This window comes from Phaeobacter italicus, assembly GCF_019801785.1.
GTDB classification, from domain to species: Bacteria; Pseudomonadota; Alphaproteobacteria; order Rhodobacterales; family Rhodobacteraceae; genus Phaeobacter; species Phaeobacter italicus.
Map to the genome: position 1 here is coordinate 325,404 of NZ_JAHVIJ010000003.1, position 21,276 is coordinate 346,679.

Annotated in this window: 20 protein-coding genes; 12 read left to right on the top strand and 8 right to left on the bottom strand. The window is 62.5% G+C overall.

The annotated features are described in order from the left end of the window. Position 1: 1 nt before the first annotated feature. Positions 2-529 carry a hypothetical protein gene (locus KUV39_RS09185; protein WP_046211042.1) on the top strand — a complete coding sequence of 176 codons (528 nt, stop codon included), beginning with the start codon at positions 2-4 and terminating at the stop codon, positions 527-529. 25 nt (positions 530-554) lie between these two features. On the opposite strand, the gene KUV39_RS09190 is transcribed toward KUV39_RS09185, so the two are convergent. Further along, positions 555-1,118, bottom strand: a complete 564-nt coding sequence (locus KUV39_RS09190) for a DUF4174 domain-containing protein (protein ID WP_244998299.1) — start codon at positions 1,116-1,118, stop codon at positions 555-557. A gap of 193 nt (positions 1,119-1,311) precedes the next feature. Between KUV39_RS09190 and KUV39_RS09195 the strand changes: the two genes are divergently transcribed. The 7 genes from KUV39_RS09195 (at position 1,312) to KUV39_RS09225 (ending at position 7,858) form a co-directional block, all read left to right on the top strand. Beyond that, a complete protein-coding gene (locus KUV39_RS09195) occupies positions 1,312-2,259 on the top strand; it encodes a hypothetical protein (RefSeq protein ID WP_244998300.1) in 948 nt (315 codons plus the stop codon). Next, entirely contained in the window at positions 2,222-4,345 is a 2,124-nt protein-coding gene (gene scpA / locus KUV39_RS09200) for a methylmalonyl-CoA mutase (protein ID WP_008562708.1), read from the top strand. The genes KUV39_RS09195 and scpA overlap by 38 nt, the downstream gene beginning before the upstream one ends. 149 nt (positions 4,346-4,494) lie before the next feature. Next, positions 4,495-5,097, top strand: a complete 603-nt coding sequence (locus KUV39_RS09205) for a VOC family protein (RefSeq protein ID WP_222459602.1) — start codon at positions 4,495-4,497, stop codon at positions 5,095-5,097. Further along, positions 5,094-5,618, top strand: coding sequence for a GNAT family N-acetyltransferase (locus tag KUV39_RS09210; RefSeq protein ID WP_222459603.1), 525 nt, complete (start codon positions 5,094-5,096; stop codon positions 5,616-5,618). The genes KUV39_RS09205 and KUV39_RS09210 overlap by 4 nt, the downstream gene beginning before the upstream one ends. Positions 5,619-5,627: 9 nt before the next feature. Further along, the gene (locus tag KUV39_RS09215) at positions 5,628-6,326 is read left to right on the top strand and encodes a molecular chaperone DjiA (RefSeq protein WP_008558847.1); all 699 of its coding nucleotides are present in this window, start codon (positions 5,628-5,630) and stop codon (positions 6,324-6,326) included. Next, a complete protein-coding gene (locus KUV39_RS09220; protein WP_222459604.1) occupies positions 6,307-7,302 on the top strand; it encodes an endonuclease/exonuclease/phosphatase family protein in 996 nt (331 codons plus the stop codon). Before KUV39_RS09215 ends, KUV39_RS09220 begins: the two co-directional genes overlap by 20 nt. Positions 7,303-7,408: 106 nt before the next feature. Beyond that, positions 7,409-7,858, top strand: a complete 450-nt coding sequence (locus KUV39_RS09225) for a hypothetical protein (RefSeq protein WP_222459605.1) — start codon at positions 7,409-7,411, stop codon at positions 7,856-7,858. A 60-nt stretch (positions 7,859-7,918) separates the two neighbouring features. Here KUV39_RS09225 and KUV39_RS09230 read toward each other — a convergent pair whose 3' ends face one another. From KUV39_RS09230 to KUV39_RS09240, 3 genes are read right to left on the bottom strand one after another with little or no spacing between them, the layout of a single operon-like run. Further along, entirely contained in the window at positions 7,919-9,466 is a 1,548-nt protein-coding gene (locus KUV39_RS09230) for a Ppx/GppA family phosphatase (protein ID WP_046211037.1), read from the bottom strand. A 47-nt stretch (positions 9,467-9,513) separates the two neighbouring features. Further along, the gene (locus KUV39_RS09235; protein WP_222459606.1) at positions 9,514-10,317 is read right to left on the bottom strand and encodes a P-loop NTPase family protein; all 804 of its coding nucleotides are present in this window, start codon (positions 10,315-10,317) and stop codon (positions 9,514-9,516) included. Positions 10,318-10,325: 8 nt separating this feature from the next. Continuing rightward, positions 10,326-11,393, bottom strand: coding sequence for an AI-2E family transporter (locus KUV39_RS09240; protein WP_008561907.1), 1,068 nt, complete (start codon positions 11,391-11,393; stop codon positions 10,326-10,328). 290 nt (positions 11,394-11,683) lie between these two features. Here KUV39_RS09240 and proS point away from each other — a divergent pair, with 290 nt between their 5' ends. The 4 genes from proS (at position 11,684) to KUV39_RS09260 (ending at position 16,012) form a co-directional block, all read left to right on the top strand. Continuing rightward, on the top strand, positions 11,684-13,036 hold the full coding sequence (proS, locus tag KUV39_RS09245) for a proline--tRNA ligase (RefSeq protein ID WP_008559255.1): 1,353 nt from the start codon (positions 11,684-11,686) through the stop codon (positions 13,034-13,036). A 139-nt stretch (positions 13,037-13,175) separates the two neighbouring features. Beyond that, positions 13,176-13,691 (top strand): carboxymuconolactone decarboxylase family protein, encoded by a 516-nt coding sequence (locus KUV39_RS09250; RefSeq protein WP_222459607.1) that lies wholly within the window; start codon positions 13,176-13,178, stop codon positions 13,689-13,691. A 334-nt stretch (positions 13,692-14,025) separates the two neighbouring features. Then, on the top strand, positions 14,026-15,318 hold the full coding sequence (locus KUV39_RS09255) for a lipoprotein-releasing ABC transporter permease subunit (protein ID WP_222459608.1): 1,293 nt from the start codon (positions 14,026-14,028) through the stop codon (positions 15,316-15,318). Continuing rightward, positions 15,311-16,012 carry an ABC transporter ATP-binding protein gene (locus KUV39_RS09260; RefSeq protein WP_222459609.1) on the top strand — a complete coding sequence of 234 codons (702 nt, stop codon included), beginning with the start codon at positions 15,311-15,313 and terminating at the stop codon, positions 16,010-16,012. Before KUV39_RS09255 ends, KUV39_RS09260 begins: the two co-directional genes overlap by 8 nt. Positions 16,013-16,066: 54 nt before the next feature. On the opposite strand, the gene KUV39_RS09265 is transcribed toward KUV39_RS09260, so the two are convergent. The 4 genes from KUV39_RS09265 to KUV39_RS09280 all read right to left on the bottom strand — a co-directional run bounded on the left by KUV39_RS09265 (position 16,067) and on the right by KUV39_RS09280 (position 21,000). After that, positions 16,067-16,837 (bottom strand): hypothetical protein, encoded by a 771-nt coding sequence (locus tag KUV39_RS09265; RefSeq protein ID WP_244998301.1) that lies wholly within the window; start codon positions 16,835-16,837, stop codon positions 16,067-16,069. Positions 16,838-16,970: 133 nt separating this feature from the next. Next, positions 16,971-19,058, bottom strand: a complete 2,088-nt coding sequence (locus KUV39_RS09270; protein ID WP_222459610.1) for a molybdopterin-dependent oxidoreductase — start codon at positions 19,056-19,058, stop codon at positions 16,971-16,973. 194 nt (positions 19,059-19,252) lie between these two features. Beyond that, a complete protein-coding gene (locus KUV39_RS09275) occupies positions 19,253-20,005 on the bottom strand; it encodes a hypothetical protein (protein WP_008559111.1) in 753 nt (250 codons plus the stop codon). Between the two features lie 527 nt (positions 20,006-20,532). Continuing rightward, the gene (locus tag KUV39_RS09280; protein WP_222459611.1) at positions 20,533-21,000 is read right to left on the bottom strand and encodes a GIY-YIG nuclease family protein; all 468 of its coding nucleotides are present in this window, start codon (positions 20,998-21,000) and stop codon (positions 20,533-20,535) included. Positions 21,001-21,276 lie beyond the last annotated feature (276 nt).

Here is a 21,276-nt window from a genome sequence, read left to right on the forward strand (position 1 = left end):
CATGAACATTGCGCAGTCATACCACAAAACGGCGCGTCGCGCTGTTGCGGTGCTGGCCCTCATGGGGCTGGCAGGCTGTGCAATGCAAGACGAAGCACAGGCGCGCGCAGCGGTTGGGGATTGGGTTCAGCTGGGCGAGACGCAGTATTACTTCTCTCGCCGCAACTGCGCCGCCGGTGTTTTTGAGATCAAGGCCACCCGGATTTCCTCGCGCCTGCCCAAGGCGCGCTCGATCAAGGCGGGTCTGCGCCTTCTGGACAACAACAGCCCCGTCGCCTTTGAGGTGGCGGGCCTGTCCCCCGACATGGTGTCGCTGGAAGTGATGAGCGCGGACAGCACGCGCGGCAACAGCATTCTCAGGTCCGGCATCGTCGGCAAGGACTGCATGCTGGACGACGTAAGCGATGCCTATCTCAAGGCGCTTTTGCATCCTGCATCGGTGCTGATCTATGACCCGACAGAGCCGTTCATGGCGGTTGTCGATCGCCAGAACCGGCGCCTGTTTTACGCGCAGGGCAGGGCGATCTGATGCTGATTGGCCGTGCCCAGCCCCGTCAGCTGCCGCGCCGCTCTTCGACCTCGCGCAGGCGCGAGGGGAATTTGTCGATGGTTCTGCTCAGCTCGCGCACGGTCCAGGGCCGTGGCTTGCGCAGTTTGACGCCGCCGTCCTTGCCCAAAAGCACCAGCATGAACCCGCGCGGTCTGAGCTTCTTGCGCAGCGCCGATCGTGTGCTGGGGTCCGTGTCGGTCAGCACAATCACATCCCGTTCCAGCAACGCGCTTGCGCCCGCGCTCAGCCGGTCGATCTGTTCCTTGTACTGCGGGTCTGCCGGGCTGTCGGCAAAGACCACGATGGGGCGATGGGTCCATTTCAGACTGTCCAGATCCACCGTATCCCCAGAGCGGATCAGCCGGGTGATGGGATCATCGTTGGATGCGCTGCCATCCCCCACAGAAGACGGGTCTGCGGGCGCCTGTTCTGATGCAGCAGCGGGCGCAGCTGAAGATAGATCCGCAGACTGTGCCAAGACGGTCATGGGCCCCAGGGCTGCAAGGCCTGCCAAGGCGGACACAGCGCCCAACAGTCGGATTTTTTCAAAGACAAACAAGTGTTTCATCAGCTCTCCTGTTCCCCAGAATATATGCCCGGTGAACCGGATTGCGATGCACAAAACCGCGCATTTTGCAAAAAACAGGTCAAAAAAGGCCGCGCTGCGCCGATCTCCTGTTAACTCTGCTGTCAGCACAGTCATGGCAAACTCTGCCCTTCCGCAACCTCTGCAGCCCTGCCTGCAGACTGTCGCAAGGGGGATGGCAAAGACTATGGATGTCATGCTGCACGTCGGCGCACATCGGTGCGCGACCGGGTATTTTCAGGCCTTCGTACGCCACCACGCCGCCACGCTTGCGGCGGATGGCATGGCGTTTTGGGGGCCGGAGGTGACGCGCGATGGTCTGTTGCATGGGGCCTTGCCGGGCCCTGCGCCTGTCACCGGCCGCAACCTTGCTCGTCGGGCCCGTGGCCGGGTTCAGATGCGGCTGGAACAGGTGCGTCGCAGTGGCGCCGATGATCTCCTGATTTGTGGCCCCCGCATGATGGGACGCCGCCACGAGATCCTGCGCGCGCGCAGCCTTTACCCCAGCGTCGGTGACCGCATGGCGCGCTATGGTGCCGCCTTTGACGGGCAGGTGCGCGACGTGATGGTCATCCTGCGCAGCCCGGATCGGTTCTGGGGGTCACTGCTGGCATCCATGGTGGCCAACGGCCACCCGCTGCCAGACGCCGATCTGCTGGCAGAGCTGGCCGACACGCCCCGCAGCTGGCGCGATGTCCTGAGCGATCTGGCCTGCGCCCTGCCAGAGGCGCGGATCTGGGTCATGCCCTATGAAACCTATGGCGACCGCCCCGAAGTGCAGCTGCAGCAGCTGACCGGCAAACGCCTGGCCCGGCTGCGCAAGGTGGACCGCATCAACTGCGCCGATCCGCTCCCGGTGCTGCGCCACAAGCTGGGGCCGGAACAGGCCTACCAGCTGCCCCGAGGCGAGGGCCGATGGTCCCCCTTCAGCGAAGCGCAATCCGCAGCCCTGCGGGAACGCTATGCCGATGATCTGATGTGGCTACACGCCGGTGCCGATGGACTGGCCCGGCTGGTGGCCGACCCCGACAAAAAAGCGGCGGGCCTGAACCCGTCCTCATCCGACCTGACAAGAGGAACTTCCGATGACGACCAAAACCGACGATTGGCGGGCCCTGGCTGAAAAGGAACTGCGCGGCCGTTCGCTGGACGCGCTGACCTGGAAAACGCTGGAAGGCATTGATGTCAAACCGCTTTACACCGAAGCGGACACCAAGGATCTGCCCCATATGGGCACGCTGCCGGGCTTTGGCCCGTTCACCCGTGGGGTGAAGGCGACGATGTACGCAGGTCGCCCCTGGACCATCCGCCAATATGCGGGCTTCTCCACCGCCGAGGAATCCAACGCCTTTTACCGCCGCAACCTCGCCGCCGGTCAGCAGGGCGTCTCTGTCGCCTTTGACCTTGCCACCCACCGTGGCTACGACAGCGACCACCCCCGCGTTGTGGGCGATGTCGGCAAGGCCGGTGTGGCCATCGACAGTGTCGAGGACATGAAAGTCCTGTTTGACGGCATCCCGCTGGATCAGGTGTCGGTCTCCATGACCATGAACGGCGCGGTGATCCCGATCCTTGCGAACTTCATCGTTGCAGGCGAAGAGCAGGGCCACGACAAATCGCTGCTGGCGGGCACCATTCAGAATGACATTCTGAAAGAGTTCATGGTCCGCAACACCTATATCTATCCGCCCGAACCCTCGATGCGGATCATTTCGGACATCATCGAATACACATCGAATGAGATGCCGAAGTTCAACTCCATCTCGATTTCCGGCTACCACATGCAGGAAGCGGGCGCGAACCTCGTGCAGGAGCTGGCCTATACCCTTGCGGACGGGCGCGAATATGTGCGCGCCGCGATGGAGGCGGGCATGGATGTCGATAAATTCGCAGGCCGCCTGTCGTTCTTCTTTGCGATTGGCATGAACTTCTTCATGGAGATCGCCAAACTGCGCGCCGCCCGGACGCTCTGGCACCGGGTGATGACCGACTTTGGCGCCAAGAATGACCGCTCCAAGATGCTGCGCACCCACTGCCAGACCTCGGGCGTCAGCCTGCAAGAGCAAGACCCCTACAACAACGTGATCCGCACCGCCTATGAGGCGATGTCTGCGGTTCTGGGCGGCACGCAATCCCTGCACACCAACGCGTTGGATGAGGCCATCGCGCTGCCCACCGACTTCTCTGCCCGCATTGCCCGCAACACTCAGCTGGTCCTGCAGGAAGAAACCGGCGTCACCAATGTGGTCGATCCGCTGGCCGGCTCCTACTATGTCGAAAGCCTCACCAACGAGCTGGTGGAGAAGGCCTGGGCGCTGATGGAAGAGGTCGAGGAAATGGGCGGCATGACCAAGGCCGTGGCCTCCGGGATGCCGAAACTGCGCATCGAGGAAAGCGCCGCCAAACGTCAGGCGATGATTGACCGCGGCGAAGAGGTGATCGTCGGCGTCAACAAATACCGCAAGGAAAAGGAAGACCCGATCGACATTCTGGATGTCGACAATGTCGCCGTCCGCGAAAGCCAGATCGCCCGGCTTGAAACCCTGCGTGCAGACCGTGACAGCGCCGCCTGCGAGGCCGCGCTGGACAACCTGACCCGCGTCGCAAAGGAAGGTGGCAACCTTCTGGCTGCCGCAGTCGAAGCCGCGCGCGCGCGCGCCTCAGTCGGAGAAATCAGCATGGCAATGGAAAAGGAATTCGGCCGCCACAGCGCCGAGGTCAAAACCTTGGCCGGTGTCTATGGTGCCGCCTACGAGGGCGACGAAGGCTTTGCCGCCATTCAGAAATCCATCGAGGACTTTGCCGAGGCAGAGGGCCGTCGCCCGCGTCTTCTGGTGGTCAAGATGGGCCAGGACGGCCACGACCGCGGCGCCAAGGTGATTGCAACTGCCTTTGCCGATATCGGGTTTGACGTTGACGTCGGCCCGCTGTTCCAGACCCCGGAAGAGGCCGCGCAGGATGCCATCGACAATGACGTGCATGTGGTCGGGATCTCCAGCCAGGCGGCGGGTCACAAGACGCTGGCCCCGCAGTTGGTCAAGGCGCTGAAAGAGCAGGGCGCAGAGGATATCATCGTGATCTGCGGCGGTGTCATTCCGCAGCAGGATTATCAGTTCCTCTATGACAATGGCGTCAAGGCAATCTTTGGCCCCGGCACCAACATCCCAGAGGCGGCACAGGATATCCTGAACCTGATCCGCCAGAGCTGATCTGCCAGAGCTGATCTGCCCGTCGTTTGGGCATGGCCACACCCGTTCCGGATTGCCGGGGCGGGTGTTTTTCTTTCCCGCTTGCACCTGTGCCGCTGACGGCTAGTCTCCCCGCAGCATGATCCGCACGAACAAGGGGGGGAGACGTCATGGAGCTCGATCATTTGGCCGTTGCCGCAGACACGTTGGAAGTGGCGGTCGCCCATGTCGAAGACAGCCTTGGCGTGCCGATGCAACCCGGTGGCAGCCATGCGGTCTTTGGCACCCATAACCGTCTCCTGGGGCTGGCCGATGGTCTCTACATGGAGGCCATTGCGATTGACCCGACCGCAACGCCCCAGCGCAGCCCGCGCTGGTTTGACATGGATCGCAGGCAGGGGCCTGCGCGGATCACCAACTGGATCTGTCGCTGCGATGATCTGGTGACGGCCCTGGACAACGCGCCAGAGGGCGCAGGCGAGATCGTTGATCTGCAACGCGGCGATCTGCGCTGGCAGATGGCGGTCCCCGGCGATGGCATCCTGCCGTTTGACAACATGTTCCCGGCGCTGATGCAGTGGCACAGCCCCCATCCCGCCGCGCAGCTGACCCAGCAGGGCTGCACCCTGCGCCGCCTGCACCTGTCGCACCCGGACAGTACGGCACTGGCACAGGCGCTGCCGCTGGATGATCCGCGCGTGGAATTCCACAGCGGCCCGGCAGGGTTCGAGGCAGAGTTTGACACCCCCCACGGGCGGCGGGTGCTGCGATGATTGTCCGTCAGGCGACCCCGGCAGACGCGTCCGCCATCGCAGAGATCACCAACCAGATCATCCGCGACACGCTGATCACCTTTACCACGGATGAAAAGACCCCGGCAGAGGTCGCGGCTGATATCGGCTCAAAAGGGGCGCGTCTGCAGGTGGCCGAAGAGGCCGGAGAGATCCTCGGCTATATCAATCTTGGGGGGTTTCGCACCGGACCCGGTTATGCGCGCACCTGTGAACATGCGATCTATCTGGCCGAAACCGCCCGCGGGCGCGGGGCAGGGCGGGCGCTGATGACCGCGATTGAGGATGTCGCGCGCGCCGAGGGCGTCCATGTGCTGGTTGCGGGCATCAGTGCCGCCAATCCCGGCGGTGTGGCCTTTCACGCCGCCGTGGGCTTTGCCGAGGTGGGGCGGATGCCCGAAGTGGGGTACAAGTGGGGCCAGTGGCTGGATCTTGTGCTGATGCAGAAAATTCTGACGCCATCGAACGATAGAGCCCCTGACAGCACCGGCCAGAGCGGTTAATCTGGGATCATGTCACTTTGGACCCGCATCACCGAAGCCCTCTCTGCCCTGGCCGCAGGCCAGAGCCTGAGCGAAGTCTTCGACACGCTCCGCGCGCCCCCCGAACGCACCGTTGCCTTTGCCATTGCGGTGATCGCGCTTGGGGCCAAGATGGCCAAGGCCGATGGTCAGGTCACCCGCGATGAGGTCACCGCCTTTCGCGAGGTGTTTCAGATCGCAGCCGAGGATGAGGCCGGCGCTGCGCGGGTGTTTGATCTGGCACGGACGGATATCGCGGGCTATCAGGATTATGCCGCCCGCATCCAGAAGATGTTTGCCAACGACCCGCAGACGCTGTGCGATCTGATGGAAGGGTTGTTTCATATCGCCATGGCGGATGGGTTTTATCATCCCGGCGAGAACGAGTTTCTGGAGGAGGTCAGCCGCATCTTTGGCCAGACCCCGCAGCAGTTTCAGGCCCTGCGCGCGCGATTTGTCCCTGACGCGCCGCGCGATCCCTATACGGTGCTCGGCGTATCGCCCGACATGCCGCGCGATGAGATCCGCAAACACTGGCGCAAGCTGGTGCGCGAAACCCACCCCGATTCCATGATGGCGCGCGGGGTGCCGGAAGAGGCGGTGCGCCTTGCCGAAAAGCGGATGATTGACATCAACAGGGCCTGGGACGAAATCAGCGGGTGTTCCGGCCATGCGGCTCGTCACGTATAACGTCGAATGGTTCTCGGCGCTGTTTGATCGCGCCGACCGGTTGGTGCTGGATGGCAAATTGTCGGGCCGCCACGGGATTGACCGTGCAACCCAGGCCCGCGCCCTGGCAAAGGTGTTCACTGCGCTCGACGCCGACGGCATCATGGTGATCGAGGCGCCGGACACCAACTCTCGCCAGCAGAGCGTGCGCGCGCTTGAACATTTCGCGACAGAAGCAGGGCTGCGCGCCCGCGAAGCGATCAGTGGCTTTTCCAATGATACGCAGCAGGAAATCACCTTTCTTTATGATCCCGACGTCATGGACGCGGTTCACACCCCCGGCCAAAATGACGCCGCGCCGCGCTTTGACGGGGTGTTCCACATCGATCTTGATATCGACGCCCAAAAGGACGAAGTCGCCTTTTCCAAACCGCCGCTGGAACTGACCGTCAAGACAAAGGGTGGCACCAGCCTTGCGCTGATCGGGGCGCATCTGAAATCAAAGGCACCGCATGGCGCGCGCACCCCGGCTGCGGTCACCACGCTGTCGATTGCCAATCGGCGCAAACAGCTGGCGCAGGCGATCTGGTTGCGCCGCCGCATCGATCAGCGACTGGCAGAGGGGCAGGACGTCATTGTTCTGGGCGATCTGAACGACGGTCCGGGGCTTGATCAGTATGAAAAACTGTTCAACCGCTCGTCGGTCGAAATCGTGATGAACAGCGATCTGCACGACCCCCACGCCCAAAGCCTGCTGGCGCCGCGTCTGCGGGTGCTGCCCAGCACTGCACGCTTTTACAACAAGGAAACCCGCCGCTATTTCAGCGCTCTTCTCGACTACATCATGCTGTCGCCGGGGTTGATGCGCCATCAGCCGCGCTGGCGGATCTGGCACCCGTTCGAGGATGCCGCCTGCTACGAGGATGCGCCGCTGCGCGAGGCTTTGCTGCAGGCCTCTGACCATTTCCCCGTGAGCCTGGATATCGATCTGCCTTAAACTCGGCGGGCCGGGGTCTTATATCAGGTATGCCGCCACCGCCGCCACCGCGCCATTTCAACGGGCCACTCTCCTGGCCGCCACATCCCACAGAGGGACACCAAAAATGCATCTTCTGATCTCTTCCGCTGCCGCCCCCCGGACCCCAGGCACGCGTGCCCGTGTTGCGTTGGCCCTGCCGCTGGCTCTTGCGCTGGCGCTGCCTGCCACCGCGCAGGACACCCAGCCGCCAGCAACAGAAGAAGAGGGCAGCACCCTGATGCAGCGCGGGGCTGAGCTGTTCTGGGAGGGGCTGCGTCAGGAAATGGCCCCCGCCATTGATGACCTGCGTGCCCTGGCGGATGAATTCGGCCCCAGCCTGCAGGGGTTCCTGTCTGAAATGGGCCCGGCTCTTGCTGATATCGCGGCTCAGGTTGAGGACTGGAGCGTCTATGAACGGCCCGAAATCCTGCCCAACGGCGACATCATCATCCGCCGCAAACCGGGCACCGCCCCCGATGGCGAACCGGAAACCGCCCCGAACGCCCCCCCGCCAGAGGGTACCACGGACATCTGAGAGGACAAAAAAGGCAGCCACCCGGGGCTGCCTTTTGGTTTGGTGCAAGGGGGGCTGTTTCTACGGTTTGCGCAGTTTGACCGTCACCTCAGCCTCAAGCGAGCGGGCGAGGGAGCTGAGCCGGGATTCTGCGACCTCACCAAACAGCGGCTCGGCTTCCTTGGGCAGTTCCAGATGCAGGTGTTTCTTGCGCGGCTGCCAGGTGAGCTTGCCGATATCGCCCGATTTGGAGACCATCAGCATGGCTCCGAAACGCATTGCCTTGCCAAGGATCTCTGCTTCCTTGCGGCCACGTTCATCCAGCAGCTCATAGAGATGTTCAAACGCCGTGCCCTGCCGCTTGTTGCGGTAGCGGTGCAGTAGCGCCAGCCCGAGAAACACACGTTCCGAATGTTTCAGACCGCCCAGATTGGCGCGGGTGGCGTTGTCGAAACAGACCTCGGCGCGGTAATCGGGATGGGCGCGCCAGCTGACGTCATGCAGCAGGCAGGCGGCCTTGACCAGACGCATTTTGGTATGCGGAGAGGCGCGGAACAGGGGGCTGACAAAATCATAAAGCGTGCGGCCAAAGCCCGGAATGCGCGCGTCCTTCATCTCGGCAAAACGGCAGGCCTCGATCAGGGGATCACGGTTGCGCAGCCGGTCGGGCATCTGCTCATACAGCAGCCCCTCACGGATCCCGTAGCTGGAAACCGCGATATCCTTGGGCTTGAACGTCTTGATCAGCCGCGACAGCACGTCGGCTGCAAAGGGCACCAGTGACATCCGCGCGCTGGAGATCCCGCAGGCGGCGCGCAGCTCTTCCAGATCAGAGGTTTCGATGAACCGCAGGGTGTCGCGGACGGATTGCGCGCTCATGCGGTATTCGTGCAGAACCCGCATCGGATAGCCGCGCCGCTCCATGTCGACGCGGGCGATGGCACGCCAGCTGCCGCCGACAAGGAACAGACGATCGCGCTGCTGGCCCATCTGTTCGTGCAGATCCTGAATGACCTCGGTGATATGCGCCTTGCGCCCCCGTCTGCCACCGGGAATGTCGCGCAGTTTCAGCGGGCCAAGAGAGGATGTCACGCGCTTGCCGACCTGACCGTCATGGATTTCGGCCAGCTCCATGGATGAGCCACCGATATCGCAGATCAGCCCATAGGCGCCGGGCCAGCCCAGCAAAACACCCTGGGCCGACAGCCGCGCCTCTTCCTGACCGTCGATCACATGGATCTTCAGCCCGGTTTCGCGCAGCACCTCTTCGCAGAATTCCTGCCCATCGCTGGCGTCGCGGACCGCCGCCGTGGCCACCACCGACAGGGGCGGCATGCCCATGCCCTTGGCCAGATGCTGGAACCGGCGCAACGCAGACAGCGCCCGGACCCGCCCCTCGGGGTTGAGCCGACCGGTTTCAGACAGGCCCGCACCCAGAGCGCACATGATCTTTTCGTTGTAGAAATAGGCGGGGCTGCGGGCCGCGCCGTCAAAGATCACCATCCGGACAGAGTTGGAGCCGACGTCCACAACGCCCACCCGAGACAGCGCGCGCGCGCCGGGGTCATCAAAAATCGGGCGGCCAAACGGCCCCCATTCGGCGGTGGCTGGTTCAGGTGTCACGTCCATGTCAGCTCCGTTTCGTGTCATGAGGATGGGGGATCAGCGCGAAGCGGTCAATCGCCACGCCGATCATCGTCTGTTTTGGTTGCATCTTGGCCCGTGGCTGTCCCCGGTGCTGGGACATCAGCGGGGGCATCAGCGATGGGCTGGGCGATGGGGGGCGGGGCTGCGCCCCTTGCGGCATCTTGCGGGCGGTCAGACATCAGCTGCACCGCAAGCGCGCGCGACACCATCCGCCCCTCTGTCAGCGACAGCTGGTCCAGTTCCTCCACGATCTGCGAGGCCGCGGCAAAGGACCGGTCCATATGGGCGACCAGATAGGGGATCACATCGGGCTTTGGGGTGATCTGGCGGTCGTTGAACAGCTTTGCCAGCACCACCGACAACAGCGCATCATCTGGGGGTTGCAGCTGCGCATGGGGCGCGCCTTCGATCCGGCTTTGCAGATCGGGGAGCGACATCCCCCATAGCCGGGGTGCTGCGCGTCCGGTCAGCATCAGGGCATGGCCATTGGCCAACACCAGATTGTGCAGATGAAACAGCGCATCCTGGGCCTCGGTGTTGTCGGCAATATCCGGCACGTCCTCGATTGCGATCGGCCCTTCCGCAAGCTGCGGAACAGCGGCCTTGGTCAACTGCCAGGCAGGCAGGATCTGCGCGCCGGAATTGCTGGCCCAGACGTGGACAAGATGTGTCTTGCCCGACCGTTTCGGCCCGCTGAGCACGAGCTTGCCGCCGGGCCAGGCAAACGAGGGGTCCAGCATCGCCACTGCCATCGCATTGGAGGGGGCGACAAAGAAATCATCCCGCCCCAGCGCCGGTTTCGCCGGAAGGTCAAAGCTCAGCTGCTGGGCCATTGGTCAGTTCAGTCCGCGTCATTGTGGGCTTTGCCCTGATAGAGTCGGCTGTCCAGATACTGCTCTACCAGGAAACGTGCAATCACTCCCAGCGCGGCTGCGACCGGTACCGCGATCAGCATGCCGACAAAGCCAAACAGTGCGCCAAAGACCGACAGTGCAAGCAACAGCCAGACCGGATGCAGCCCGACCGAGTTGCCAACCAGTTTGGGGGTCAGGAAGTTGCCTTCCACCACCTGGCCGATCACAAAAACGCCTGCAACCATGCCAATGGACCACCAGTCGCCCCAGAACTGGAACAGCGCAAGCCCGATCGCCAGCGCCCCGCCAATCAGCGCCCCGAGATAGGGGATGAAGGTGACGAGCCCGGCGATGAACCCGACCGCAAGGCCAAAGTTCAGACCAACCACCATCAGTGCGACCGCGTAGTAGGTGCCAAGGATCAGGCAGACCGTGCCCATCCCGCGAATGAAAGACGCCAGCACCTTGTCGATCCGTCCGGCAAGGTGGCGAATGGTCGGCGCGTGATCGCGCGGCAGCAGTTCGTCGATGCGGGCCACCATACGGTCCCAGTCCAGCAGCAGATAGACCGCAACCACCGGCACGATCACGAACAGCACCATCACGTTGACCAGCGAGACAGCAGAGCCCACCACGCCCTCAAGGACGGCGATGGCCTTGCTTTGCAGGGTCTGGGCGATGGAGACGATGGTCTGCTGCGCGCGGCTGCCCTCGTCAAAGAGAGAGGGGGCGTGTTGCTGGGCAAATTCGCGCAGATTGTTGAACGCCTCGGGCAGGACGCGGGCAAGGTCCATCATCTGATAGATCAGCGTCGGCACGACAACCAGCAGCATGACCACAAACAGCAAAACCGCGGCCACGGTGATTGTTGCGGTTGCTGCCGTCCGGCTGAGCCCTGCGTCCTCCAGCCGGTCGGCAATCGGGTCGATCAGATAGGCAATGGCCGCACCCAGCACAAAGGGCAGCAGGACATCACCAAGGGCCCACATCACCACCGCAAAGACGACGGCGGCAATGCCCCAGTATTTCAATTGCTTCTGTGCCGGAAGTGCCATGTTTTGCGTCCCTGCTCTCAGCCTGATCCTGCGGCGTCTGTTGGATGGAAGTCTTCGCCGATGCGCCCCGGTGATGCAACCCCAATGACCGCGACAGGGTTCCGTCCAAGGGGCTATCTAGGGACGCGATCACGACGCTCGCCCTGTGGATGCGGCTGAGGTTTCATTCGGGCCGCGGCAGGCCCCACCCGATCCGGGGGCAGGGGGCGTGCAAAACACAAAGCGTGATTGCCCCAGCCGCGCTGATGCCGTAGACCGCTTGGGAAACCAGATACACAAATGAGACCGCCATGCGCCTGTCCCGCTATTTTCTTCCCGTGCTGAAGGAGAACCCCTCCGAGGCACAGATCGTCAGCCACCGCTACATGCTGCGTGCCGGCATGATCAAACAGTCCGCCGCCGGTATCTATTCCTGGCTGCCGCTGGGCTTTAAGGTTCTGAAAAAGATCGAAGGCATCGTTCACGAGGAACAGATGCGCGCGGGTCACATCCCGATGCTGATGTCGACCATGCAGCCTGCCGATCTGTGGCGCGAGTCGGGTCGCTATGACGACTACGGCCAGGAGATGCTGCGCATCAAGGACCGCCACGACCGCGACATGCTGTTTGGCCCCACCAACGAGGAGATGATCACCGACATCTTCCGCAACCACGTGTCCTCTTACAAGGATCTGCCGCTGACCATGTATCAGGTCCAGTGGAAATTCCGCGACGAGATCCGCCCGCGCTTTGGCGTGATGCGGGGCCGCGAATTCTATATGAAAGACGGCTACAACTTTGACCTGTCGAAAGAAGACGCGCTGCATGCCTACAACCGCCATCTGGTGAGCTATCTGCGCACCTATGAGCGTATGGGCCTGCAGGCGATCCCGATGCGCGCCGATGGTGGCCCGATCGGCGGCGACTACACCCATGAATTCCTGGTGCTGGCCGAAACCGGCGAGAGCGAAGTGTTCTATGACAGCGCGGTGACCGATCTGACCTTTGGCGATCGTGAAATCGATTACGACAGCGTAGAGCAGTGCCAGGGCGTTCTGGAGGAGTTCACCTCCAAATACGCCCGCACCGACGAAACCCATGACGAAGCGCTGTTCAACGAGATCCCGGAAGACCGCCGCCGCGTGGCCCGTGGGATCGAGGTGGGCCAGATCTTCTATTTCGGCACCAAATATTCCGAAGCGATGGGGGCCAAGGTGCAGACCCCCGATGGCGAAGTGCCGGTTCACATGGGCTCGCACGGGATTGGCGTGTCGCGTCTGTTGGGGGCCATCATCGAAGCCAGCCACGACGACAAGGGCATCATCTGGCCCGAAGGCGTGACCCCGTTCCACTGTGGTATCGTGAACCTGAAACAGGGTGACGAAGCGGCAGATGGGGCCTGCGAGGATCTTTACAAGGCGCTGGTCGCTGCCGGTCTTGACCCGCTTTATGATGACCGCAACGAACGCGCAGGCGGCAAGTTTGCGACGATGGATCTGATCGGTCTGCCCTGGCGCATCACCGTTGGCCCGCGTGGGCTCAAGAACGGTGTGGTCGAACTCACCTCGCGCCGCACCGGCGAGAGCGAAGAGCTGGCCCCGGAAGCCGCCGTTGCCAAGATCATCGAGATCTACGCTAACCACCGCACCCCGCAGGGGTTCTGAGCCGGTCCGGAAGTCAGAGAGAAAAAGCCCCGCTGGCAAAAGCCGGCGGGGTTTCCTTATACTAGGCAGGGCAGCGGACCGCTGACTGCGCACGGCCTTACTGCTAGCCTTGTCATGTTTCCAAGCGGAAGGAGGGCAAATGGCCAATTTCAACGGTATCGAAGCGGACAGTGGGCTGACGCATGTGCTGTCATCCTTTCCGCGCAATTCCGAACAGCTCATGCTCCTGCTGGACAGTATCATGTGCGGCAGCGGCGCCTTGCCACGGGGCGAACGGGAGGCAATTGCTGCCTATGTCTCCGGTCTGAACGGTGTGGCCTACTGCGTCCACTTTCACAGTCTGTTCTCGGAGGTGTTCTGCTGCAGCCCAGCGGCGGCACAGGACAGGATCAGGCCCCTGCTGGACTATGCTTGCGCCCTGCACGTCGGCAAGGAAGATGGCATCTCTCAGGCTTTCGATGCCGCCATGGACGCGGGCTGGAGCGAAGCCGCGCTTTATGAGGTGGTTGAGATCTGCGGCGTCTTCAGCTTTATCAACACCATCGTCAAGCCTGCCGGGCTGGCCGCGCCGGGACAGGCGCCGGATCCTCGGCCAACGGCGGAGGAGCTGGAAAACTCCTATTCCGCGATGGCGGTGGCGGTGCGTGGTGACTAGGTCTCTACTCAGCGGAAATCGCGACCGGCGTAGCGGCGCTCTCGGGCATATGTGGCAGGCAAGACGCGGCCACTCCGGTTTTCGGGAGGTCCACATCCACGGCCCGCCAGGCACCGGTCAGCAGTAACAGACAGAGCACCCGGTGCTGCCGCCAAGAGGTTCAGGAAAACTCTTGGAAAGTCTTTTCCTTAATGAGATTTGCAATGAGATTTGCGCGTCCGGCGGCGGCCTGAACCGTCGCAGCAGGCGGATATCCGGGCGTATATGCAACCGCACCTTGACCCCACCCGCCTGAACCCCCACTTTGGCGCAAAATTTCCGGGCAGGGACCAACATGGCCACTCCACTACCTTTTTCCCGTTTCGAATGGCTGATTGCCTGGCGATATCTGCGTGCGCGCAGGGCTGAGGGGGGTGTCAGCACGATGACCTGGATCAGCCTGATCGGGATCGCGCTGGCGGTGTTTGCGCTGATTGCGACGCTTGCGGTGCGCACCGGGTTTCGTTCTGAATTTGTCGGCACCATTCTGGGGGCCAATGCGCATGTGACGCTTTATTCCCACGGCACGGTCACCGATCAGGGCCGCATCGACCGCAAGCTGACCGATTATGATGCGCTGGCCGCCCGTGCGGCAGAGGTGCCCGGTGTCATCCGCACCGCACCGCTGATCAAGGGGCAAGTGATGGCGAGCCTGCAGCAGCGCAATTCAGGTGTGGAGGTCTTTGGGATTTCCGCCGAGAACATCCGCACCATTCCGGGTGTTGCCGAAAGCGAGCAGGCGATTGGTGATCTGGACCGGTTTGAAGAGGGGGTCGCCATCGGCTCTGGCGTTGCGCGCGAGCTGGGCGTTCAGATCGGCGACCGGATCAAGCTGATTTCCCCGAACGGGGTGAAAACCGCCTTTGGCACCAGCCCGCGGGTCAATGCCTACGAGGTGGTTTATATCTTTACGGCCGGGCGCTATGACATTGATCGTACACGCCTTTACATGCCGTTTGCCGAGGCGCAGAGCTATTTCAACCGCGAGGGTTTTGCCGATGAGGTGGAGGTGATCGTCGAAGACCCCGAAAACGTCGAGCGGCTGGTTCTGCCGCTGCTGAGCGCGACGGGCGAGATCAGCAATGCCATCGGTGTCTGGACATGGCGCGATGCCTCTGGCGGGTTTCTGCGCGCGCTGGAGGTTGAGGACAATGTGATGTTCATCATCCTGTCGATCCTTGTTCTGATTGCCACGATGAACATCGTCTCGGGTCTGATCATGCTGGTCAAAAACAAGGGGCGCGACATTGGCATCTTGCGCACCATCGGCCTGAGCGAGGGATCGGTGATGCGGGTGTTCTTTATCTGCGGGGCCTTTACCGGGGTGATTGGCACCACGCTGGGTGTTGTTCTGGGCTGTCTGTTTGCGATCTACATCGATCCGATCTTTTCCTTTGTAAACTACGCGATGGGGGGCGGCGTTTGGGATCCGTCGATCCGGGGGATCTATGCCTTGCCGGCAGAGCTGCGGCTGGCTGATGTGCTGTCGGCGGTCGGGCTGTCACTGTCGCTGTCCTTTATCGTGACGATCTTTCCCGCCCGCCGGGCGGCCCGCATGAACCCGGTGGAGGCACTGCGCTATGAATAACCTGTCCTCCGCGACCCCCGTGCTGCATCTTGCCGGGGTTGAGAAGTCCTACAATCGGGGTCTGCCCAATCAGGTGGATGTGCTGTCTGGTGTCGATCTCAGCGTCGCAGCAGGCGAGGTGGTCGCGCTGGTTGCGCCCTCGGGTGCGGGCAAATCCACCCTGCTGCATATCGCTGGCCTGTTGGATACGCCCGATGCGGGCACCGTCGAGATCGCAGGCCAGGCACTGAGCGGAAAATCCGATGGCAAACGCACCGCCATGCGGCGGCAGGATGTGGGGTTCATCTATCAGTTCCACCACCTGCTGGCAGAGTTCACGGCACAGGAAAACATCGTGCTGCCGCAGCTTGCCAATGGAGTGAGCCAAAGCGCAGCCGACGCGCGGGCGCGCGAGCTGCTGGAGCGGGTGGGGCTTGCGGCGCGTGCCGGTCATCGCCCCGCCGCCATGTCCGGCGGCGAACAGCAGCGGGTGGCGTTCTGCCGGGCGCTGGCCAATGGTCCACGGCTTTTGCTTGCGGATGAGCCGACCGGCAACCTGGATCCGGGGACGTCGGATCAGGTGTTTGCGGCGCTGATGGATCTGGTTGCAGCAACCGGTATGGCGGCGGTGATTGCGACCCATAACCTGGACCTGGCAGCGCGCATGGACCGCGTGGTGCGACTTGAGGCGGGGCAGCTGCACAGCGGTTTGTGAAAACGGGGGGAGGAGGTCACTAGGCGCCCCGGCCCGTTTTCTGATGGGCTGCGTTCAGGCGCAGATGGCGCGCACGTCGACGCCCTTCCACGGCAGGTAGACATCGCTTTCGCGGCTTTGTGGCAGGTCGGTGACGGGCATCGCCCCCTTAAGCATCTCATGCAGACGCTGGGTGCGCTTGCCGGTGGGATCAAGCGCACGGCAGCAGACATATTCCTCGACAATGGCGCCTTGCTGTTCATAGCCGAAATCTAGAAACCGGCGGGCGCTCTGATCGGTGCTGAGGTCGAACAGATAGGGGTCTTCACTCGCGCGGTGTTCGGCGGCGGCGCGAAGCGGGTGATAGCCGGTTTTCGCCCTTTGCTGCCATTGCCAGACATGGGTGGCCTCATGCGCAAGGAGCATCGCCTCTACCAGATAAAGCCGTTCGGGGTAGGCGGGCATATAGTCGTCGACATACCAATCCTGCACGTAGAAGATCCGGTTGAACAGCGCCAGCGCCGCGGGGGAGGAGGTGACGATTTCGTCCTTGGCGGGGGGCAGAATGCGTTCGCGGCAGGTGACACGCGGGCGGGGTTTGCGGCGAAAGGTGACTTGGGACAGCGGCGCGCCCTCGTGGATGCGCAGCCGGTTCAGATCCAGTTCATCGCCGTGGATGAGGCTCAGAAATTCTGCCTCTCCGTCAGACACGGGACGACCGCAGGCTGCGATGATCACCCCAAGGCCGACGACAAGCCCGACCCAAAGTCTGCGTCGTATCAGCCGCCCCCGCCCAAAGCGGGAGCGCGCAAGACAGGTGAGCCAGAGACGGAAACGCGCGATCATGCCACCAGCCTAGGGCAACTCTCCCAAGGCGGGGAGTCACAATTCGCAGGAGCTCTCCAATTGCGGCATCGGGCTTGGCGGGATCCTGTCAGGTGGGATTCTGTCAGATGTGATCCGGTCAGGCGGCATCGGATCAGGGCGCGCGTTTGCGCAGCTCTACACAGGTTTCATTGTAGCAGGCGCCGTCTTCGATATCGGTGCGCAAATCAATCGGGATCAACGCATTGACGGTGAGCCCAGTGTGGCTGCTTTTGCGCCAGGTGCCCTTGGGGTTGTAAAGCACGCCGGGGCGGGTTGCATCGGTGATATGCGCCACAAGACCCACGGTCGCCTGATCGTTCAACAGATCCACCTTGTCGCCCTCCTGCAGGTCCAGCCTGCGCGCGTCTTCGGGGTGGATCTCGACGATTTCCTCGCCATCGGAAAGTGGCTGGTCGCCAAAGGTGGCATTGGTGCGCTTGCTGGAAGAGGGCGTGATGAGCACGAAAGGCAGCTCGCGCGTGGCCGGGTCATAGCGGGGCACACCAAAGCCGCCTTCTGCCTCGTATCTGTCGCTGAAGAGTTCGATCCTGCCAGAGGGGGTTGCAGGCAGCACGCTGTCGCACATCACCGGTTCCCGACCGTCAGTGGTGGTGATTTCCAGCGCCCGATCCAGCGGCATATCCTGCGGGCGAAAGCCCTGCAGATAGGGGCTCTGGGCGTCCAGGGCCTGATCCATCAGCTCTGCGTCACTGTCGCGGAATTCTGGCGTGTCATAGCCAAAGCGGGCGGCAAGCCTGCGGAAGATCTCGGTGTTTGGCAGGCTTTCGCCTACCTGCGCGATCACGGGGGCGGCGCGCTGGATGTAGTTCTGACCATAGGCGCCATAGACGTCATTACACTCAAAATGGCTGGAGGCGGGCAGGATCACGTCACACATCCGCATGGAATCCGTCATCACCACATCGCTGCCTGCGACAAAGATGTCTTCCTGGCTCAGCGCCTCGATGAGGCGGGCCTGATCGGGGTGGGTGGCGACCGGGTTGTGGTTGTAGATCATCACGGCCCGGATCGGGATGCGCATCTGCGGGTCCAGCATCTTGCGGGCCACATCGAGGATGTTGATGACCCGCGTGTCCGGGTCGATCAGGTGGTCGCCTTGCAGGCGGGCCGGTGTTTTGGGGGCTGCAAAGCCGGGTTTCGCCATGACGCCCGCGCCGATGCGCCCGTGCTGGCCGGTGAGCGCCTGCAAGGCCATCGCCGCACGCAGGCCAGAGCCACCGGAGCGGCCCCGCTCAATCCCGTTGCCGAGCGAAGTGGACATGCTCCCTGCCGCGCAGATCCAGTCGGCGAGCTGGTTGAACTGCCCCACCGGCAGGCCGCAGATGTCGCGCACCTGATCCGGGGTGTAGCCATGTGCCGCCGCCATGTACCGGTCGGCGCCCGTGGTCCAGCGCGCAATGAAGTCCTGATCCAGCGCGCCGCGACGGTCGAGTTCGGCCGCCAGCGCCATCGCAAGAACCACATCGGTGCCCGGCACCAGCTGAAGGTGCAGGTCGCATTGCTCGGCAATCTTGGTGCGTTTGGGGTCAATCACCACCAGTTTTGCGCCGGCCTTGCGGGCCTGTTTCAACAGGGGCGCCAGATGCAGGTTGGACACGGTGACATTGTTGCCCCAGACCAGAACCAGATCCGAATGCAGAACCTGCGCGGGTGGCATGCCGGGGGCGGTGCCAAACAGGCTCTCATAGGCGCCGCCGCGCACCCCTCCGCAAAGCGGGCCGCGGTTCATGCGGGTTGCGCCCATCTTGTAGAAGAACCGACGGTCGATGGATCCTGCTGCCAGCTCTCCGTGCGGGCCTGCATAGTTCAGCGGCAGGACCGACTGGCCGCCGTGGGCCGCGATCGCGCGGCTGAAGCCTGCGTGGATCAGATCCAGCGCCTCCTCCCAGCTGATGGGTTCAAACCCGTCGCCACCACGCGGTCCGGTGCGGCGCAGGGGCCGGGTGAGCCGATTGGGCCCGTGCACGAAACCGGCATAGCTGCGCGCGACCTTGTTGCAGATCACACCGGCGGTGAACGGGTTGGCATGGGAGCCGTGCACAGCGCGGATCTGGCCGTCCTGCACGGTCACGGAAAGGCTGCAGGTGTCGGGGCAGTCCAGCGGGCAGACGCTGGGCAGGGTCTGGGCCGCGCCACTGTCGGGCGTGCCGGATGGGGTGGGGTGGATGTCATCGCGCATGGCTGGTCGGTCTCGGATCTGGCGGCTGCGGGGCCTGTTGTGGCACCTGCAACGGGGGATTGTCTGCCTGCGAGACTAGGGCCATCACTGCCCTGATGAGAACGGCCAGTTTGCAATGATTTCATAAGGCCAGAGCGGTGTGGACGCAGACAGAGCAACCGGCGCAGCAGTGGTGGCGCGGGGCGCGGAGCCTGTTAGCGCAGCTCTACCACCGATTTGCCCAGCCGGAAGGGCGCGGCAAAGGCGACCAGACAAAGCGCAAGGATCTGCAGCACCAGAATATGAGCGTTTTCCTGCAGGTATTCCCATTCTGCCTTGAGCTGGCCGACCTGATCGATCAGCGCCTCATAGGCGCGCGCAAGGATCAGGAAATCTCCGGCGATGGCAGGCACCTTGCGGCGCAGGTTGGCGACGGCGGCCTCGGTTGGTTCATCCAGCGCGGCAAAGACGATAAAGGCTTCGGGATCAAAGGCATCTGCCTGGGCGGCCATGGTTTCCATGTCGTCACGCACGCCACTGCCGCCAAAGAAGATGCGCAGCCCCTGCAGTGGCGCGACCTGATCGGTGACGGCAATGAACAGCGGCAGTTCGGCATTGCCCGCGGTGGAGGCCGAGAGAAATTCGACCTTGTCGCAGAGCACCGCGATATCCGCATCATACGCGGGATCGCAGAACCGCAGGCGAAAGCGGGCGGCGTCGCGGTCAAAGGCTTCGGTTGCGGCATAGGCGATGTCGATCTGGCGTTCGAGCCGGCCGGTATCGGCCTTGTAGATGCCCGCAAGCACCGCAACCAGCGCGCCGATCCCGCCAAGCACCACCCAGCCAAGATCCGCCAGACGCCAGACCTTGTGTCCTGCGGGGTGGCGAAACAGAAAGGCGGTGGCGACGCTGCCCACGGCAAAGCACATGAGGATGAGCATCAGCTGATTGTCGGCGATGGTCATCATGGGGGTCATCTCCTGCCTGTGTTGATTGCTTCAACCCTAGAAACTGTGCCGGGGCGCGGCAACAGTCCTCACAGAGGTGTCAGGTGGATTTTGCGCAGGATCTCAGCGCCGCAGGCGGTGGGGCTTGCGGGTGGGGGCTCTGGGTCGTCTGGGCCTGTTGTCGGGCCGTGTTGTGGGGCCCTTCTGTTTGACCTGTTGGCCGGTTTCTGGTTGCGCATCTGCGGTGCGATGGGGGTAGCCATGGCCCACGTGTCGGGACACGCAACGGGCAAAAGAGAGGGCGGCGCCGCCAAGGGCCCAATGTCTCCATCAGGGCCAAAGGCGGAGAGTGGGACGGGCAGGGCCCATCTTCGCGAAACGTCTTGTGCGAAACCGCCCCAATGGTGTGCGGGGCGTCCGGTCTCCTGTTGGGGGTGCAGCGTGCCAGGCTGCACCAAAGTCGCGACGCAGACCACTATGACAGAGCGGATTTAACCCACCGTGAGCACTGCGTTCGCAGTTTTGCACCGCAGCGCAACGGGGACATCCTAAGAATTGTCAAAACCATCGGTGTCCAGATTAAGCGCCATTGTGACATAAAGCTCTGTCAAATATTGCTCGATATGGCTCTTGATTTCCAGAAAGCGGAAATCCATGCCTTTGATCCTATCAATCTCTTCACGGAACGTGGCGCCATAAATCTCATGTGCTGTGATCTGAGCTCTGCTCAGCATTGTCTTATATGTTGCCTTGCTGATCTCCTGATGGCGTTTCCGTGTGCGTTTCAATGCAAAGGACGCAGAGTTATGGGAGGCAGTGACATGTGCTCTCAGCCGTTGCGCCAGATTGTTTGTTCGCCCGACATAAACTGGCGTTTCGTTTTCATAGAAGACATAGATGGCAGGAATCTTTAGGCCCGCTGGCCGGGCGCTCATTGAGAAAATAACTTGTTTGTTCAAGAGGTCGAAATTTGTTTTTGCCTTGTCGCAGAAAGCGTCGAAATCCTCAGATGACATTGTGGCGTCCTATTGGTTGAAAAAAACTTTTTGTAGCAGCAGCCCCTTGGGACGTGAGGCGTTAGCCGCACGGCCCGCGCCTTGGGCTTACATACGGGGGTTCACGCTGGTTCGTGAAGGGGCGGCTCGCATCCAACCGTGCAAATCAAAGAGCGGCGCTGGCAGGATGCCCCTTGGGACGTGAGGCGTCAGCCGCACGGCCCGCGCCTGACCTTAGATGCAGGAGTTCACGCTGGTTCGTGCAGGGGTGCCTCGCATCTAACCGTGCAAATCAAA

Excerpts from the sequence above, each read along its gene's own strand:
- KUV39_RS09185 (WP_046211042.1), top strand. The coding sequence starts at position 2 with ATGAACATTGCGCAGTCATACCACAAAACGGCGCGTCGCGCTGTTGCG.
- KUV39_RS09190 (WP_244998299.1), bottom strand. The coding sequence starts at position 1,118 with ATGAAACACTTGTTTGTCTTTGAAAAAATCCGACTGTTGGGCGCTGTG.
- KUV39_RS09195 (WP_244998300.1), top strand. The coding sequence starts at position 1,312 with ATGGCAAAGACTATGGATGTCATGCTGCACGTCGGCGCACATCGGTGC.
- scpA (WP_008562708.1), top strand. The coding sequence starts at position 2,222 with ATGACGACCAAAACCGACGATTGGCGGGCCCTGGCTGAAAAGGAACTG.
- KUV39_RS09205 (WP_222459602.1), top strand. The coding sequence starts at position 4,495 with ATGGAGCTCGATCATTTGGCCGTTGCCGCAGACACGTTGGAAGTGGCG.
- KUV39_RS09210 (WP_222459603.1), top strand. The coding sequence starts at position 5,094 with ATGATTGTCCGTCAGGCGACCCCGGCAGACGCGTCCGCCATCGCAGAG.
- KUV39_RS09215 (WP_008558847.1), top strand. The coding sequence starts at position 5,628 with ATGTCACTTTGGACCCGCATCACCGAAGCCCTCTCTGCCCTGGCCGCA.
- KUV39_RS09220 (WP_222459604.1), top strand. The coding sequence starts at position 6,307 with ATGCGGCTCGTCACGTATAACGTCGAATGGTTCTCGGCGCTGTTTGAT.
- KUV39_RS09225 (WP_222459605.1), top strand. The coding sequence starts at position 7,409 with ATGCATCTTCTGATCTCTTCCGCTGCCGCCCCCCGGACCCCAGGCACG.
- KUV39_RS09230 (WP_046211037.1), bottom strand. The coding sequence starts at position 9,466 with ATGGACGTGACACCTGAACCAGCCACCGCCGAATGGGGGCCGTTTGGC.
- KUV39_RS09235 (WP_222459606.1), bottom strand. The coding sequence starts at position 10,317 with ATGGCCCAGCAGCTGAGCTTTGACCTTCCGGCGAAACCGGCGCTGGGG.
- KUV39_RS09240 (WP_008561907.1), bottom strand. The coding sequence starts at position 11,393 with ATGGCACTTCCGGCACAGAAGCAATTGAAATACTGGGGCATTGCCGCC.
- proS (WP_008559255.1), top strand. The coding sequence starts at position 11,684 with ATGCGCCTGTCCCGCTATTTTCTTCCCGTGCTGAAGGAGAACCCCTCC.
- KUV39_RS09250 (WP_222459607.1), top strand. The coding sequence starts at position 13,176 with ATGGCCAATTTCAACGGTATCGAAGCGGACAGTGGGCTGACGCATGTG.
- KUV39_RS09255 (WP_222459608.1), top strand. The coding sequence starts at position 14,026 with ATGGCCACTCCACTACCTTTTTCCCGTTTCGAATGGCTGATTGCCTGG.
- KUV39_RS09260 (WP_222459609.1), top strand. The coding sequence starts at position 15,311 with ATGAATAACCTGTCCTCCGCGACCCCCGTGCTGCATCTTGCCGGGGTT.
- KUV39_RS09265 (WP_244998301.1), bottom strand. The coding sequence starts at position 16,837 with ATGATCGCGCGTTTCCGTCTCTGGCTCACCTGTCTTGCGCGCTCCCGC.
- KUV39_RS09270 (WP_222459610.1), bottom strand. The coding sequence starts at position 19,058 with ATGCGCGATGACATCCACCCCACCCCATCCGGCACGCCCGACAGTGGC.
- KUV39_RS09275 (WP_008559111.1), bottom strand. The coding sequence starts at position 20,005 with ATGATGACCATCGCCGACAATCAGCTGATGCTCATCCTCATGTGCTTT.
- KUV39_RS09280 (WP_222459611.1), bottom strand. The coding sequence starts at position 21,000 with ATGTCATCTGAGGATTTCGACGCTTTCTGCGACAAGGCAAAAACAAAT.